The sequence below is a fragment of the Bradyrhizobium huanghuaihaiense genome (assembly GCF_007830635.1).
Lineage (GTDB): Bacteria > Pseudomonadota > Alphaproteobacteria > Rhizobiales > Xanthobacteraceae > Bradyrhizobium > Bradyrhizobium huanghuaihaiense.
In genome coordinates, this window is the sequence record NZ_VLLA01000014.1 from 180,279 (window position 1) to 193,111 (window position 12,833).

At 66.4% G+C, this 12,833-nt stretch carries 11 protein-coding genes; 4 read left to right on the plus strand and 7 right to left on the minus strand.

Annotation, left to right across the window (positions count from 1 at the left end):
* Positions 1–22: 22 nt before the first annotated feature.
* Genes IQ16_RS26375 through IQ16_RS26385 form a run of 3 tightly spaced genes read right to left on the minus strand, consistent with a single transcriptional unit; the run spans position 23 to position 2,818 of the window.
* The gene (locus tag IQ16_RS26375) at positions 23–895 is read right to left on the minus strand and encodes an MlaD family protein (RefSeq protein WP_018642880.1); all 873 of its coding nucleotides are present in this window, start codon (positions 893–895) and stop codon (positions 23–25) included.
* 16 nt (positions 896–911) lie between these two features.
* A complete protein-coding gene (locus tag IQ16_RS26380) occupies positions 912–1,682 on the minus strand; it encodes an ABC transporter ATP-binding protein (protein WP_018642882.1) in 771 nt (256 codons plus the stop codon).
* Between the two features lie 2 nt (positions 1,683–1,684).
* A complete protein-coding gene (locus IQ16_RS26385) occupies positions 1,685–2,818 on the minus strand; it encodes an MlaE family ABC transporter permease (RefSeq protein ID WP_020607866.1) in 1,134 nt (377 codons plus the stop codon).
* 144 nt (positions 2,819–2,962) lie between these two features.
* Between IQ16_RS26385 and dgcA the strand changes: the two genes are divergently transcribed.
* A complete protein-coding gene (dgcA, locus tag IQ16_RS26390) occupies positions 2,963–3,958 on the plus strand; it encodes an N-acetyl-D-Glu racemase DgcA (protein ID WP_018642885.1) in 996 nt (331 codons plus the stop codon).
* On the opposite strand, the gene IQ16_RS26395 is transcribed toward dgcA, so the two are convergent.
* Positions 3,928–5,124 carry an MFS transporter gene (locus IQ16_RS26395; RefSeq protein ID WP_018642887.1) on the minus strand — a complete coding sequence of 399 codons (1,197 nt, stop codon included), beginning with the start codon at positions 5,122–5,124 and terminating at the stop codon, positions 3,928–3,930. The genes dgcA and IQ16_RS26395 overlap by 31 nt on opposite strands.
* A gap of 74 nt (positions 5,125–5,198) precedes the next feature.
* Here IQ16_RS26395 and IQ16_RS26400 point away from each other — a divergent pair, with 74 nt between their 5' ends.
* Positions 5,199–6,584: a hypothetical protein gene (locus IQ16_RS26400; RefSeq protein WP_020607867.1), complete on the plus strand. Its 1,386-nt coding sequence runs from the start codon at positions 5,199–5,201 to the stop codon at positions 6,582–6,584.
* Between the two features lie 298 nt (positions 6,585–6,882).
* Here IQ16_RS26400 and IQ16_RS26405 read toward each other — a convergent pair whose 3' ends face one another.
* Positions 6,883–7,242, minus strand: coding sequence for a hypothetical protein (locus tag IQ16_RS26405; RefSeq protein ID WP_026311971.1), 360 nt, complete (start codon positions 7,240–7,242; stop codon positions 6,883–6,885).
* A 115-nt stretch (positions 7,243–7,357) separates the two neighbouring features.
* On the opposite strand from IQ16_RS26405, the gene IQ16_RS26410 reads away from it, so the two are divergent.
* Positions 7,358–9,046, plus strand: a complete 1,689-nt coding sequence (locus IQ16_RS26410) for a Na/Pi cotransporter family protein (protein ID WP_145831836.1) — start codon at positions 7,358–7,360, stop codon at positions 9,044–9,046.
* Positions 9,047–9,101: 55 nt separating this feature from the next.
* Here IQ16_RS26410 and IQ16_RS26415 read toward each other — a convergent pair whose 3' ends face one another.
* Positions 9,102–9,542: an RbsD/FucU family protein gene (locus IQ16_RS26415; RefSeq protein WP_018642893.1), complete on the minus strand. Its 441-nt coding sequence runs from the start codon at positions 9,540–9,542 to the stop codon at positions 9,102–9,104.
* A gap of 186 nt (positions 9,543–9,728) precedes the next feature.
* Here IQ16_RS26415 and IQ16_RS26420 point away from each other — a divergent pair, with 186 nt between their 5' ends.
* Positions 9,729–11,528 carry a caspase family protein gene (locus IQ16_RS26420; RefSeq protein WP_026311972.1) on the plus strand — a complete coding sequence of 600 codons (1,800 nt, stop codon included), beginning with the start codon at positions 9,729–9,731 and terminating at the stop codon, positions 11,526–11,528.
* A 277-nt stretch (positions 11,529–11,805) separates the two neighbouring features.
* Here IQ16_RS26420 and IQ16_RS26430 read toward each other — a convergent pair whose 3' ends face one another.
* The gene (locus IQ16_RS26430) at positions 11,806–12,789 is read right to left on the minus strand and encodes a threonine/serine dehydratase family protein (protein WP_018642896.1); all 984 of its coding nucleotides are present in this window, start codon (positions 12,787–12,789) and stop codon (positions 11,806–11,808) included.
* Between the last annotated feature and the right edge of the window lie 44 nt (positions 12,790–12,833).

The following is a 12,833-nucleotide window of genomic DNA, read 5'->3' on the forward strand; positions in this document are numbered from 1 at the left end:
AAGCGTGCAAACACACGTCCGCCTACTGCCGCCTGCGCTCCTGTGCCGACGGCTTCGGCGGCTCGGGCGGCGGGGCGGCTTGCGATGAGTTGCTGGCGCCGAACAGCACGCGGGTCGGGTTGCGGTCGAAATTGTTCACGGCGCGGCTGATGTCGCCGAGCGTACGGCGGCCGTCGCTGATCAACGCGCCCGAGCGCTTGTCGAAATCGTCGGCGAGCTCGCGGATCGACTTCACCGCCTGGAACAGCTCGCCGCCGTCCTTGCCGCCGGCCAGCGTGTTGAGGCCGAGCATGAGGCTGTCGGCCTTGAGCATGACGCCGTCGACCTTGGCCATCACGCCGTCGATCTTCTCGGAGTTGCGGGCGAGCGAGTTGGTGAAGGTCTCCAGATTCTTCAGCGAGTTCTTCACCGATTCCTGATTGTCGGCGACGATCTTGTTGATGTTCTGCAGCGTGCCGCGGATCGCCTCGGTGACGTCCTGGAGCTTGTTGGGGTCGGCCATCAGGGTCGGAATGCCGTCCTCGTCGAGCGGCGGCGGCGGTGCCGCCTCCTCGCCGCCCTTGAGCGAGATCGCGGCGACGCCCGTGAGGCCCTGGAATTCGAGGCCGACCAGGGTGTCCTTGCGGATCGGGGCGTTGTTCTCGACCATGGCGAGTGCGACAACCCGCCGCGGGTTGTCGAGCTTCACCGAGACCACTTCACCCACCCTAATACCGTTGAAATTGACGCTGCCGCCGTTGCGCAAGCCCGCCGCCGGGCCCTCGAACACGACGCGCAAGGGGCTGCGCTGCTTGGTGGTGTGCAGCGACTGGAACCAGAGCACGAAGCCGATTGCCGCGGCGATCACCGCCAGCGTGAACGATCCGATCAGGACGTAATTCGCCCGCGTTTCCATCAGGTGCTCCGGCTACTCAACTCATGACCGCGCGGGCGCGCTTGCCATGGAAATACTGCCTCAGCCAGGGGTGCTGCGAGGCCTGCATGTCGGCGATCGACCCTGCCGCAATGATCTTACCGTTCCCTAAAACGGCGATGCGGTCGCAAGCGGTGTAAAGGCTGTCGAGATCGTGGGTTACCATGAAAACGGTCAGACCCAAAGTGCGCTGGAGCGTCCGCACCAGCTCGTCGAAATCGCCGGCGCCGATCGGATCGAGGCCCGAGGTCGGCTCGTCCAGGAACACGAGATCCGGATCGAGCGACAGTGCGCGTGCGAGCGCGACGCGCTTGATCATGCCGCCCGACAGTTCCGACGGGAAGCGCTCGGCAACTTCGGGCTTGAGCCCAACCATGGCGAGCTTGGCCATGGTGATCTCGTCCATCAGCCGCTGCGACACGCGAAGATATTCGCGCATCGGAAACTGGATGTTCTGCCGCACGGTCAGCGAGGAGAACAGCGCGCCCTGCTGGAATAGCACGCCCCACCGCCGCTCGACATTGCGCCGCTGCGACGTGCTCGAGGAATCGAGGTCGACGCCGAACACTTCAATGCTGCCCGCGACCTTAGGCACCAGGCCGATGATGGTGCGCGTCAGCACCGATTTGCCCGCGCCGGACGGGCCAACGAAGCCAAGAATCTCGCCGCGCTTGACGTCGAGGTTGAGGCCGTCGAGCACGCGCGTCGTGCCGAACTGCACGGTGATGTCGCGGACGCGTATGATGGGATTTTGAATTTCGCCTGCCATCGTCACATCCCGATCGAGGCGAAGAAGATGGCGAACACGCCGTCCATGACGATGACGAAGAAGATGCCCTTCACCACCGACGCCGTCGTGTGCTGCCCGAGCGATTCGGCGCTGCCCTGCACGGCCAGTCCCTCGACGCAGGCGACGATGCCGATCACGGCGGCCATCACAGGCGCCTTCACGATGCCGACGATGAAATGGTCGATCGAGATGGCATCGCGCAGGCGCAATAGAAACGCTTCGGGATCGACGCCGCCATAGAGCCAGGCGACGAGACCGCCGCCATAGAGCGCGGCCATGGCACCGAGGAAGGCGAGGATCGGCAGCGCCAGCACGAGGGCCAGCATGCGCGGCAGCACCAAGACCTCGATCGGGTCGAACCCCATCGTGCGCAGCGCGTCGATTTCTTCCCGCATCTTCATCGAGCCGAGCTCGGCGGTGTAGGCGCTGCCCGAACGTCCCGCGACCATGATCGCGACCAAGAGCACGCCGATCTCGCGCAGCACCAGCACGCCGAGCATGTCGACGACGAAGATGTCGGCGCCGAAGCGGCGGAAGTGGAAGATGCCTTGCTGCGCGATGATGCAGCCGATCAGGAAGGTGATCAGCACGATGATCGGCACCGCGCGCCAGCAGACCTGCTCCATGTGGTGCACGGTCGAGGTCAGGCGGAACGAGCGCGGGTGGACCAGCACGCGAAAGCCCGCCGCCAGCACCGCGCCGAGCATGTCGATCAGGCCCGCCACGGTGCCGCCGACGCCGGCGACAGTGCGGCCGATCTGCTCCAGCATGCCGGTGATGGTGATCGTTGAGGTCTCGACCACGGGCGTCGCCCGGACCCGCCGCACCTCGTCGACGAGGCTCGAATAATTGGCCGACAGCCCGGCGATCTGCGCCTCGACCGCGCCTTGGGTCAGGCTGCGGCGCAGCCGTTCGATCAGCCAGGCGCCGAACGTGTCGAGCTTGGCGACCTCGGAGACGTCGATGAAGATGCTTTGCGGACTGCCGGCGAGCTTCTCGGCATCCGCCACCATCCGCTCCAGGACCGGCGCGAAGCTCGCGGTCCAGGTTCCGGTGGCGCAGAGTGCCAGCGCGTTGCCCTTTGCAATCCGTTCCAGCTTCGGATCGCTGTTCAAGATGTCCGCTCCCGCGCCGGGGCGCAAGAAACAGATGAATTCAGATAGTTGCGCACGCGCCCTTACCCAGAGAAAGGTATCCCCAAGTGGTTAATGTTAGTTGCTACAGGTAACCAGCAGGTTCAGATTTCGCCAGAGTTCAAAATGACTTCCAGCAAAGTTCCGGCCCTATTGGCGCGAATCGAGCGCTTTCCCATTGCCGGCAGTTTCACGATCAGCCGGGGCGCCAAGACCGAGGCGGTCACCGTTGTGGCCGAAGTGAGCCATAATGGCCTCAGCGGCCGCGGCGAATGCGTGCCCTACCCCCGTTATGGCGAGACCCCCGAGGCGACCCTTGCGGCCATTGAGGCCATGCAGGACGCCGTGGCCGGCGGCCTGACCCGGCAGGCCCTGCAAGGTGCCATGCCCCCGGGCGCCGCCCGCAACGCGCTGGATTGCGCCCTGATCGACCTGGAGGCCAAGGCGGCCGGCCGGCGGGCCTGGAGCCTGCTCGACCGCCCGGCGCCCGGGATGCGCACCACCGCCTACACGATCTCGCTGGGCACGCCCGACGCCATGGCGGGGGCCACGGCCAAAGCGGCACACCGGCCGCTGCTCAAGATCAAGCTCGGCGGCGAGGGCGATCCGGAGCGCATCGCGGCCGTGCGCAAGGCTGCTCCGGAGGCCGAGCTGATCGTCGATGCCAACGAATCCTGGACCGACGCCAATCTGGAGCACAACCTCGCCGCCTGCGCCGCTGCCGGCGTCACCCTGGTGGAGCAGCCGCTGCCAGCAGGCAAGGACGAGGCACTGGCGCGGATCAAGCGGCCGCTCGCCGTCTGCGCCGACGAGAGCGTGCACGACCGCTCCTCGCTCGCACCCTTGCGCGCGCGCTACGACGCCGTGAACATCAAGCTCGACAAGACCGGTGGCCTCACCGAGGCATTGGCGATGGCCGATGCCGCGCAGGCACTCGGCTTCGAGATCATGATCGGCTGCATGGTCGCGACCTCGCTGTCGATGGCTCCCGCCATGCTGGTGACGCCGCAGGCCCGCTTCGTCGATCTCGACGGCCCCTTGCTGCTCGCGCGCGATCGCGATCACGCCCTGCGCTATGACGGCAGCCTGGTCTATCCGCCGGAGTCCTCGCTCTGGGGATGAGCCTTCAGCCGGTGCCGCGCCGACCAGATCAGAAGCGCGCCGGCCGCGGCCATCGCCGCCATCACGTAGTACAGGCCATCCCCGATGCGGGCATAGATCGCGCCTGACGCGATCGAGGTCACAGCGCCGAGCAGCCCGCTGCATGCGGCGTAATAGCCCTGCCCCCGCGCGAGCTGATGCGAGGGCACGCGCTGCACCAGGAGGTTCATGGTGCCGACGATGGTCATGCCGAAGGTGAGGCCATGTCCGAGCTGCACGATTGCGAGCAGCGGCAGCGGCGGCTCGTTGGCGGTGACGATCCAGCGCACCACGGCGCTCAAGCCCCCGATCGCCATCATCGTGGACGGATGCAGCAGGAAGCGCGGCGACAGCGCGAACACGACGATCTCGGCGATCACGCCCAGCGTCCACAGCCCCGCGATCGTCAGCCCACTGATCCCATGGAGCTGCCAGTTGATGGCGGAGAAGGTGTAGTAGGCGACGTGGCTGCCCTGGATCAGCGCTGCCGAGGCGATCAGCGCCCAGAAGCCGACATCGCGCAGCAGCGCCGTGTCGGTATGCCTCTCCGTCGTCTTGCGCCTGATGTCGTCGAGCGGCTGCAGCAGCAGGCTGGCGAGCATCGCAACGACCGCCCAGGCGACGATCACCCAGATCAGGTCGCGCGGTGCGATGACGTCGACGAGATAGCCGCAGGCGAGCGAGCTCGCGGCGAACGCCGCCGAGCCCCACAGCCGCAAGGGCCCGTAGTCGAGCCCGTAGCGCGCGACGCCGCGCAGCGCATAGGCATCGGTGAGCGGGGTCGACGGCGTCCACATCACGCAGGTCAGCGCGTAGATCAGGAACAGCGCCAGCGGATGCTGTTGCAGGCCGACGGCCGCAAAGCCGATCGCGGTCGCCAGCACCGACACCATCATCCCGGCGCGAATGGCATGCCGCTTTTCGGCAAAGGCGGTTATCTGCGGCAGCGTGGTGAAGCGCGTGATCGCCGGCAGCGCATTGATGAGGCCGATCCAGGCCGCGTCGATGCCGATTGCCTTCAGCCAGACCGGGAAGAACGGAAGCTGCGTGCCCGACACCGCGAACAGTGCCGAATAGAACAGGGCGAGGCTCACGGCGAATCGCCGCTTCACGGCGGCGGGCGTGGGGATTTGTGATTCGGACTGCATCAAACAATTGCGATTCGGTCGATATCGTGGTGATCGTTAGTGTAACGCGCACTGATTTGCGCGACGAGATTGTCATGGCCAACGAAGCATTCGCCCTTTCGCCCATGTCTGCCCGCGCGGCCGAGCCGAACGAGCAGGATTACGACGCGATCCGCGAAGCCTTCATGGAGACCGCGCGCGGCCGCTGGTTCCTCGGCGAATATGCCAAGCGCAACCGCAATGCGGATACCCGCATGGTGCTGGATGCGGTCGCGAAAATCGAAGAAACCCTTGCGGCACAGCGACAACCCGTCGTCGAGGACCGCCTGCCGGAGGCGCTGGTCGAGATCCGCCGCGCCATCCGCGAGGCCGAGACGATCGCGCTCGCGGCGTTCGATCCCGCTGCGCTCGAGACGAGCCTCGCGCCGATCCCGCGCGGCGTGCGCATCATCAAGGAGATCTCCTGGCGCTGGCGCGAGATCGGCGCCGACGGGCGAATCTGCGACCTCATTGATTCGCAGCTCGCCTCGATCGAGGCCGCCTGCGGACAGATGTCGACCATCGACCCCCGCGTCGAGCTCAAGGCCGCATTCGATCTGCTCAGGGAACGAATCGAGCAGACCGAGGGCGGCGCATCGCCGCAGGCGGAGCGCCCCTCGCCGCCTCCGGCGCATGAGGGGCCCTCCGCGGTGGCGGAAGCTGCGCCTGCGCAAGCCGCACCCGCCGAGATGGCGAGCGAAGCTCCCGTGGCTTTTACGGAGGCGCCGCAGGACGTCGCAGCGACTCCCGAGCCCGAAGCAGAAATTGAGGAAGCCGGCAACGTCGAAGCATTCGCAATGGCCGAGCAGGCCATGGATGCGACCGTCGCGCCGGAGGCCGCTGCCGACAGCAAGATCGCGCCCGACAACGCCGCGGTTGAAGACGTCGCTCTTGAAGAGCCGGTCGCGGAGCTCACCGCGGTCGTGGAAGCCGCCGACGAGCTCGCGCTCGACGCCGCCGCGGAAGCTGAGGACGAGGCCATCCTCGAGGCCATCGCGCTGGAGATGGCCGCGCCCGATCCGGAGTTCGACGAGATCATCGAGCCGGTCGAGATGGCCGCAGCAAGTCCGGAGCCGATGGCTGCGGAGGCCGTGGCGCCAATTGCCGCCGAGCTTCCGGAGCCGGTCGCACCCGCAGCGGTCGCGGAAGAGCCCGCAGCCGACGCACCGATCGCGATGGACTCGCTCGCGCGCCTCACCGACGCCATCGCGGAAGCCGCGGCCGAAGTGATGGAGCAGCAGGCCCCGGCGATGGCAGCCACGGCATCATTAGCCGGAGCACCGGCCGCAACGCTGCCGATGCCCACGCCGCTCCCCGAGCCCTCGCTCGGCGCCACCATCCTCGCCAGCGGCATCCTGCAAAAACCCCGCGCGCCCGCCAACGACCCGCTCGCGCCAATCCGCCGCATGACCCAGGCCGAGAAGATCGCGTTCTTCTCGTAAGAGACTACGCTCTCTCCACATCGTCATTGCGAGCGCAGCGAAGCAATCCAGACTGTCGCCGCGGAAAGACTCTGGATTGCTTCGCTGCGCTCGCAATGACGAGAGTACCAGCTCCGTCATCCTGAGGCGCGAGGCGCACGATGCGCAGCATCGTGCGGAGAGCCTCGAAGGATGCACGGCCGAGATGCAGCCGGGCCTTCGCCCTTCGAGGCTTGCTCAGCGGCGCGGCTGCGCCACTGAGCGCGCACCTCAGGGTGACGGTGATGGATGAGTACTCGCGATGACGGCGATCAGCCGCTCACCCGCAATTCCACACCGCCCCGATCGGTGTGCGCGTCCAGCACGGGCCAAAGCTGCCGCCGTTGTAGCGGCCGCCGCCGAAGCCGGGGCGGCCGAAATAGTGCCACTCGCCATCCCAACGGTAATACTGAGGAACCGGGTCGATGTACCAATGGCGACGTTCACTGCGCGCGAGGCGACGCATGGCGTCCTTCTGCTTGTAGAGCGGAATGCTGTTGCTCAGCGGCTGACGATAGCCCGGCAGGAAGCCGTAGCCCTTCCAGACCGGCTTGGGGCGCTTTTGCACGGGCTCAGCGGGCGCGACAGCGGGCAGCAGCGACAGGATGACAGCAACGAAGAGACACACAAGGCGAGACATGGATCGACCATAGACAGGCGGATGCGAGAAGGCCACTCAAATTCGAGTGCGAGGCTTTGCGCCGCCTCGATCAATATGCTTCGCTATTCGTGGTGCCCTGTCGGAAGGAGCACACATGTCCACGGCGATCTCGACGCTCGGCGGGGTAGGTCTCTTCCTGCTCGGCATGACCGTGATGACGGAGGGCCTGAAGACGCTGGCCGGCTCTGCGCTACGCACGGTGCTCGGCATGGCTGCGTCGACGCCGCTGCTTGGCTCGTTTTGGGGGGCCGTGGTCACGCTGCTGGTGCAGTCCTCCAGCGCAACGACCATGACGACGATCGGTCTCGTCAGCGCCGGCCTCTTGACCTTCCAGCAAGGGTTGAGCCTCGTCTTCGGCGCGAATATCGGCACCACCGGGACCGGCTGGCTGGTCGCGCTGATCGGCGTCCGCGTCTCGCTCACGGCCGCGGCGCTGCCGATGATCTTCGTCGGCGCGCTGACCAAGCTTCTCGGCAGAGGACGAATCTCCGGGGTCGGCGCCGCGCTCGCCGGCTTCGGACTTGTGCTGTTCGGCTTGACGACCCTGCAGCAGGGCATGGGCGGGCTGGCTGAACGATTGCACCCGGCGGACCTGCCCGCAGTCCTCGGCAGTCCCGGGGTGCCATGGTGGTCGGGCCTCTTCGGCGTGCTGGCGCTGGTCGTGATCGGATTGGTCATGACCGCGCTGATGCAATCGTCAACGGCCGCGATCGCGGTGACCCTGTCCGCCTATTTCGCGGGCGCGATCGGGTTGGACCAGGCCTGCGCCCTGATCATCGGCCAGAACATCGGAACAGCCACGAGTTCCGCCCTGGCCGCGATCGGCGCGAGCCCGACCGCAAAGCGGCTGGCCATCGCCTACGTTCTTTTCAAGCTGATTGCCGCACTCATCGCTTTGGTGGCTTTTCCCATGGTAACGCCGATGCTGCTGCGCGCCTCCGACACGATCGACGGCGTCACGCTGCTGGCCGGCTACCACACGGCCTTCAACGTCGTCGGCGTCGCGGTCCTGCTGCCCCTGATCAATCCGTTCACGCGACTGGTCGAACGGATTCTGCCCGAGCGCGGCTCGCCGCTGACGCGATGTCTCGATCCTTCGGCGCTCGAGACCCCGGTCGTGGCAGTGGAAGCGGTACGGCGCACGATCGCGCGCGTGCTCTTGACGGTGTGCAGTTCGGTCGAGGCGAAACTGACCGGCCGCGCTGGATCGATACGCCTGGGGAAGGAGGCTGTATCCGTAGAGGAGGCGGCCGATGCCGTGCGCCAGGCACAAATATTCCTGTCGGATGTAGCTGGACCGCCTGAGACCGACGACGAGCAACAGCGTCTGACGAGCACGCTGCACGCCCTCGACCACGCGTCCCGGCTGACGGACCTCGCAAATGGAGGAAACAATTTCGCTTCGGTGGCACGCGGACCGGAGGACATCCGCGCCGGAGAGCTATGTGCCGAAATCATGCGAAGCGCGGCTGCGATTGCGCGCGGCGTTGCGGCGCCGCCCCGCGTCGATGGATCGCCGCACGCCGTACCCGCCTCGCGTGCCGGCGACGCCATGGCCGGTCCGCGCGCCGACCCGCCCGACGAGGCGATCGCCGAGCTCGAGCGTTGTACGACACAGCTCGCCGAAATGCTGCGCATCCATCGCAGTGCGACGCTCGGTGCGGTGGCCAACGGAACCCTGACCGCCGACGCCGCCCTGCTTCGTGTCGAGGTGGTGGGAAACCTCGAAGCCCTGTCGCAGCACGCCTGGCGCTCGGCGGCTCATCTGGTGGGCCGGGGCTAGTGCGGAGATATGTTCAAACGGCAGCCTGAAGCGCGATAACCGTTCTCATCGCGATTCAGATCACGCCCTTGCGGATCAGGAAGCAGCCATAGCCCCTGCTGTCGCCGACCTGCACGACACCAAACCCCGCAGCCGCCGCGCGGTAAAAATCCGGACGCGAGAGCTTGCCGGGAGTGACAGTGCGGCCGGCAGCGCGCGCGATCTCCGCCAGCACCGCTCGCTGCACGTCGGGGACGCGGTCGGGATCGTCCACCGGCATCATCACGCGCACCGGATCCGGATCGAAATCGTCGAGCGGATAGACCGACATGATGGCGCGGATGGCAACCTCCATGCTCATGCCCGGCAGCCGGATCAGGCGCTGCGATGTCGTGCTCTGCGCGATGCGGGTCGCGGGATGATTGGCGTCGACGAAAACGAGGTCGTCGCCGTGGCCCATCGAGGCCAGCAGCCAGAGCAGGTCGGGCGTGAGGATCGGATCGATCGATTTCAGCATGTGACGGCACTTCCCCCGAAGCATGTTCTTCGCCGGCGGAACCGGCCATTCACCATAGCAGGTTCCGAGCGTGATTCAGATCACGCAGCATACCATGGTGACAGGGATCACGGACCCCGAACTCGAACGCGGCCAGTCTGCCTCGCAACCAATCTCGCATCGAGATCAGTGCCAGAGGAGCACGCCATGTTCCGCCTAAAGCCTTTCCTGATGACGGCTAGCCTCGTGGGAAGCCTGTTCGGCTTCGCCTGCGGCCCCGTTTCCGCGCAAGTCGCCCCGGTCCAGCCGGCCCCAACCGCATTGCAAGGGCCGGAGCAGCGCGTGGCGCTGGTGATCGGCAATTCGAACTACCAGAACGCGCCGCAGCTCGCCAATCCCGACAATGACGCCCAGTCGATGGCGCAGTTCCTGAACTCCGCCGGCTTCGAGGTGGTCTCGGCAACCGACCTCGGCCAGAACGACATGCTGCGCGTCGTGCAGGACTTCTCCGCAAAAGTGTCCGCGCGCGGTCCGAACACGGTGGCGATGGTCTATTACGCCGGTCACGGCGTGCAGCTCGCCGGCGAGAACTATCTCGTTCCGGTCGATGCGAAGGTGTCCAGCCAGACTGAGCTCGTCAACAATTCGGTGCGCCTGGTCGACGTGATGTCGACGCTGGAGACGATCCCGAGCCGCATGCGCATCGTCATCCTCGATGCCTGCCGGAACAACCCCTTCCCGTCCGTCAACGACGCCGGCCGCGGCCTCGCCATCGTCGATGCGCCGAACGGCTCGATCGTCGGCTACTCGACCGCACCGGGCGCCGAAGCGCTCGACGGCACGGGCGGCCACAGCCCCTACACGCAGGCCTTCCTCAACGTCGCGCGCGAGCCCAACGTGCCGATCGAGCAGCTGTTCAAGCGCGTGCGCCTCCAGGTGAACCAGACCACCAGCGGCGCGCAGATTCCGTGGGAGAGCTCCTCGCTGACGTCCGACTTCACCTTCTTCGGCGACACCGCCGTTGCCGCCAATCGCGCGCCGATGAATGCGCCCGTGGTGCAGATGGCCTCCAACCTGCCGAGCCGTTCGACGCGCCAGGCCTATGACTACGTCGTGTCCGAGGGCCGGCCGGAGTACTATCAGGAGTTCATCCGGATGTATCCGCACGACCCGCTGTGCGACCACATCCGCTGGCTGCTCGGCAACCTCCTGATCTCGCAGGCCTGGCACAAGGCGGTGCTGGCGAATTCGCCGCTCGGCTACCAGAGCTTCTACGACAGCTACGGCACCAGCCCCTATGCCGTGTCCGCGCTGAAGCTCGCAGCCCAGCCGAAGCAGATTCCCCTGATGCAGCCGACCAAGTTCCTGGCGCCGCAGAACATCGCCCCTGTCTTCAAGATGGGCAATCTCGGCCAGCCCAAATACATGCCGCTGATGCAGGGCAATGGCGGCGCACAGGTCAATGGCAACCTGCCCGTCGTGCAGAAGCCGGTCGACGGCAACGTCATCGGCAAGCTCGGTACCGGCGGCCAGATCGTCAACCTGCCGGCGGGCAACAACCAGCCGAACGGCTCGCCGTCGCAGACCCCCGGCAAGATCGTCAAGCTGCCTGCGCCGACCAACGCGACCAACAACACGGGCGGTACCGGCAAGATCGTGACGCTGCCCGTGACCAACACCAAGCCGAACGGCGGCAACGCCAACGGCAATCCGGGCAAGATCGTCAGCATGCCGGTGAATGTCGGCAAGGGCGGCTCGACTGTCGACGTGAAGCCTGTCCAGACGCAGAACAACCCGATCCGCGTCAACAACGGCAACACCGGCATCGTGAAGCTCAACAACAACCCGGTGAACAAGGTGCAGGTCCAGAACAACGTGCAGACCAACCGGCCGCAGCTCAACACGACCAATCGCACGGTCAGCAAGGGCGGCAACAACTTCCGCCAGTCGATGAACCAGGCCCCGAGCATGGGCGGCGGCAACAACCACCGCGGCGTCATGCACTGATCGCGCGGAGAAGACGGTGCGCTCCCTCCCCCGCTTGCGGGGGAGGGTTGGGGAGAGGGTGCTTCCGCAGAGAGATTCCCCTAGAGGAGAGACCCCCACCCGGCGCTTCGCGCCGACCTCCCCCGCAAGCGGGAGAGGTTGCACCGAGTGAGCAGCGAGTTCGATCCCGACAAGCATGAAGAAGGGGCAGAGCGGAAACGCTCTGCCCTTTCTTCATGTCAGCTATTGGACGTCGTCAATCCGGGATGCGCCGCAAGGCGCAGGCCCGGAATGACGGCTAGGCCACCAGCTCGGCGAACAGATCCGCGTCGACGTTGCCGCCGGAGAGCACGATGACGATGTTCTTGCCGGCCACATCAAGGCGGCCCGCAAGCAGTGCGGCAAGGCCGACCGCCCCGCCCGGCTCGACCACCAGCTTCAGCTCACGATAGGCGAACGCCACGGCCGCACCGACTTCCTTGTCCGATGCCGTGACGCCGCGTGCGAGCAGCTTGCTGTTGATCGCAAACGTCATCTCGCCCGGCATCAAGGCCATCAGCGCGTCGCAAATGGTGCGGCCCGCGGGCGGATGCGGCTCGCGATGGCCGGCGGTCAGAGAAATGCCGTGATCGTCGAACGCCTCGGGTTCGGCCACCACGATCTCGGCTTGCGGATAGCGCGCCTTCACTGCGGTCGCGACGCCCGCGATCAGGCCGCCGCCGGAGGCCGGCGCCACCACGATATCGGGGCTGAGGCCAAGCGTTGCCATGTCTTCGGCGATCTCGCGGCCGGCGGTGCCCTGCCCTGCGATCACGAAGGGATCGTCATAGGGCTTTACGAGTGTGGCGCCGCGCTTCTCGGCGATGCCGCGCGAGATCGCCTCGCGATCATCCTTGTCGCGATCGTAAAGCACGACCTCGGCGCCGTAGGATTTGGTGCGCTCGCGCTTCGACAGCGGCGCATCCGCCGGCATCACGATGGTCGCCTGCATGTCGAGGATCTTGGCTGCCGCCGCCACGCCCTGGGCGTGGTTGCCGGAGGAGAACGCGACCACGCCGCCGGCGCGCTTGTCCTGCGGGATCGAGAACACCTTGTTGAAGGCACCGCGGAACTTGAAGGAGCCGGTGCGCTGGAGCATCTCCGGCTTCAGGAACACTTTGGCACCGACGCGCTCGTTGAGCACGGGAAAGGACAACAGCGGGGTGCGGATGGCGTAGGGCGCGATCACGCGCGCTGCGGCATCGATGTCGGCGGGGCCGATCGGAAGGAGCTGTTCGGTCATGGCTCAAACTTATCGCGCCAGCCTGAGCGCGGGCAAGACACCTC

Coding starts and splice junctions, on each gene's coding strand:
- IQ16_RS26375 (WP_018642880.1), bottom strand. CDS start 895: ATGGAAACGCGGGCGAATTACGTCCTGATCGGATCGTTCACGCTGGCG.
- IQ16_RS26380 (WP_018642882.1), bottom strand. CDS start 1,682: ATGGCAGGCGAAATTCAAAATCCCATCATACGCGTCCGCGACATCACC.
- dgcA (WP_018642885.1), top strand. CDS start 2,963: ATGACTTCCAGCAAAGTTCCGGCCCTATTGGCGCGAATCGAGCGCTTT.
- IQ16_RS26395 (WP_018642887.1), bottom strand. CDS start 5,124: ATGCAGTCCGAATCACAAATCCCCACGCCCGCCGCCGTGAAGCGGCGA.
- IQ16_RS26400 (WP_020607867.1), top strand. CDS start 5,199: ATGGCCAACGAAGCATTCGCCCTTTCGCCCATGTCTGCCCGCGCGGCC.
- IQ16_RS26405 (WP_026311971.1), bottom strand. CDS start 7,242: ATGTCTCGCCTTGTGTGTCTCTTCGTTGCTGTCATCCTGTCGCTGCTG.
- IQ16_RS26410 (WP_145831836.1), top strand. CDS start 7,358: ATGTCCACGGCGATCTCGACGCTCGGCGGGGTAGGTCTCTTCCTGCTC.
- IQ16_RS26415 (WP_018642893.1), bottom strand. CDS start 9,542: ATGCTGAAATCGATCGATCCGATCCTCACGCCCGACCTGCTCTGGCTG.
- IQ16_RS26420 (WP_026311972.1), top strand. CDS start 9,729: ATGTTCCGCCTAAAGCCTTTCCTGATGACGGCTAGCCTCGTGGGAAGC.
- IQ16_RS26430 (WP_018642896.1), bottom strand. CDS start 12,789: ATGACCGAACAGCTCCTTCCGATCGGCCCCGCCGACATCGATGCCGCA.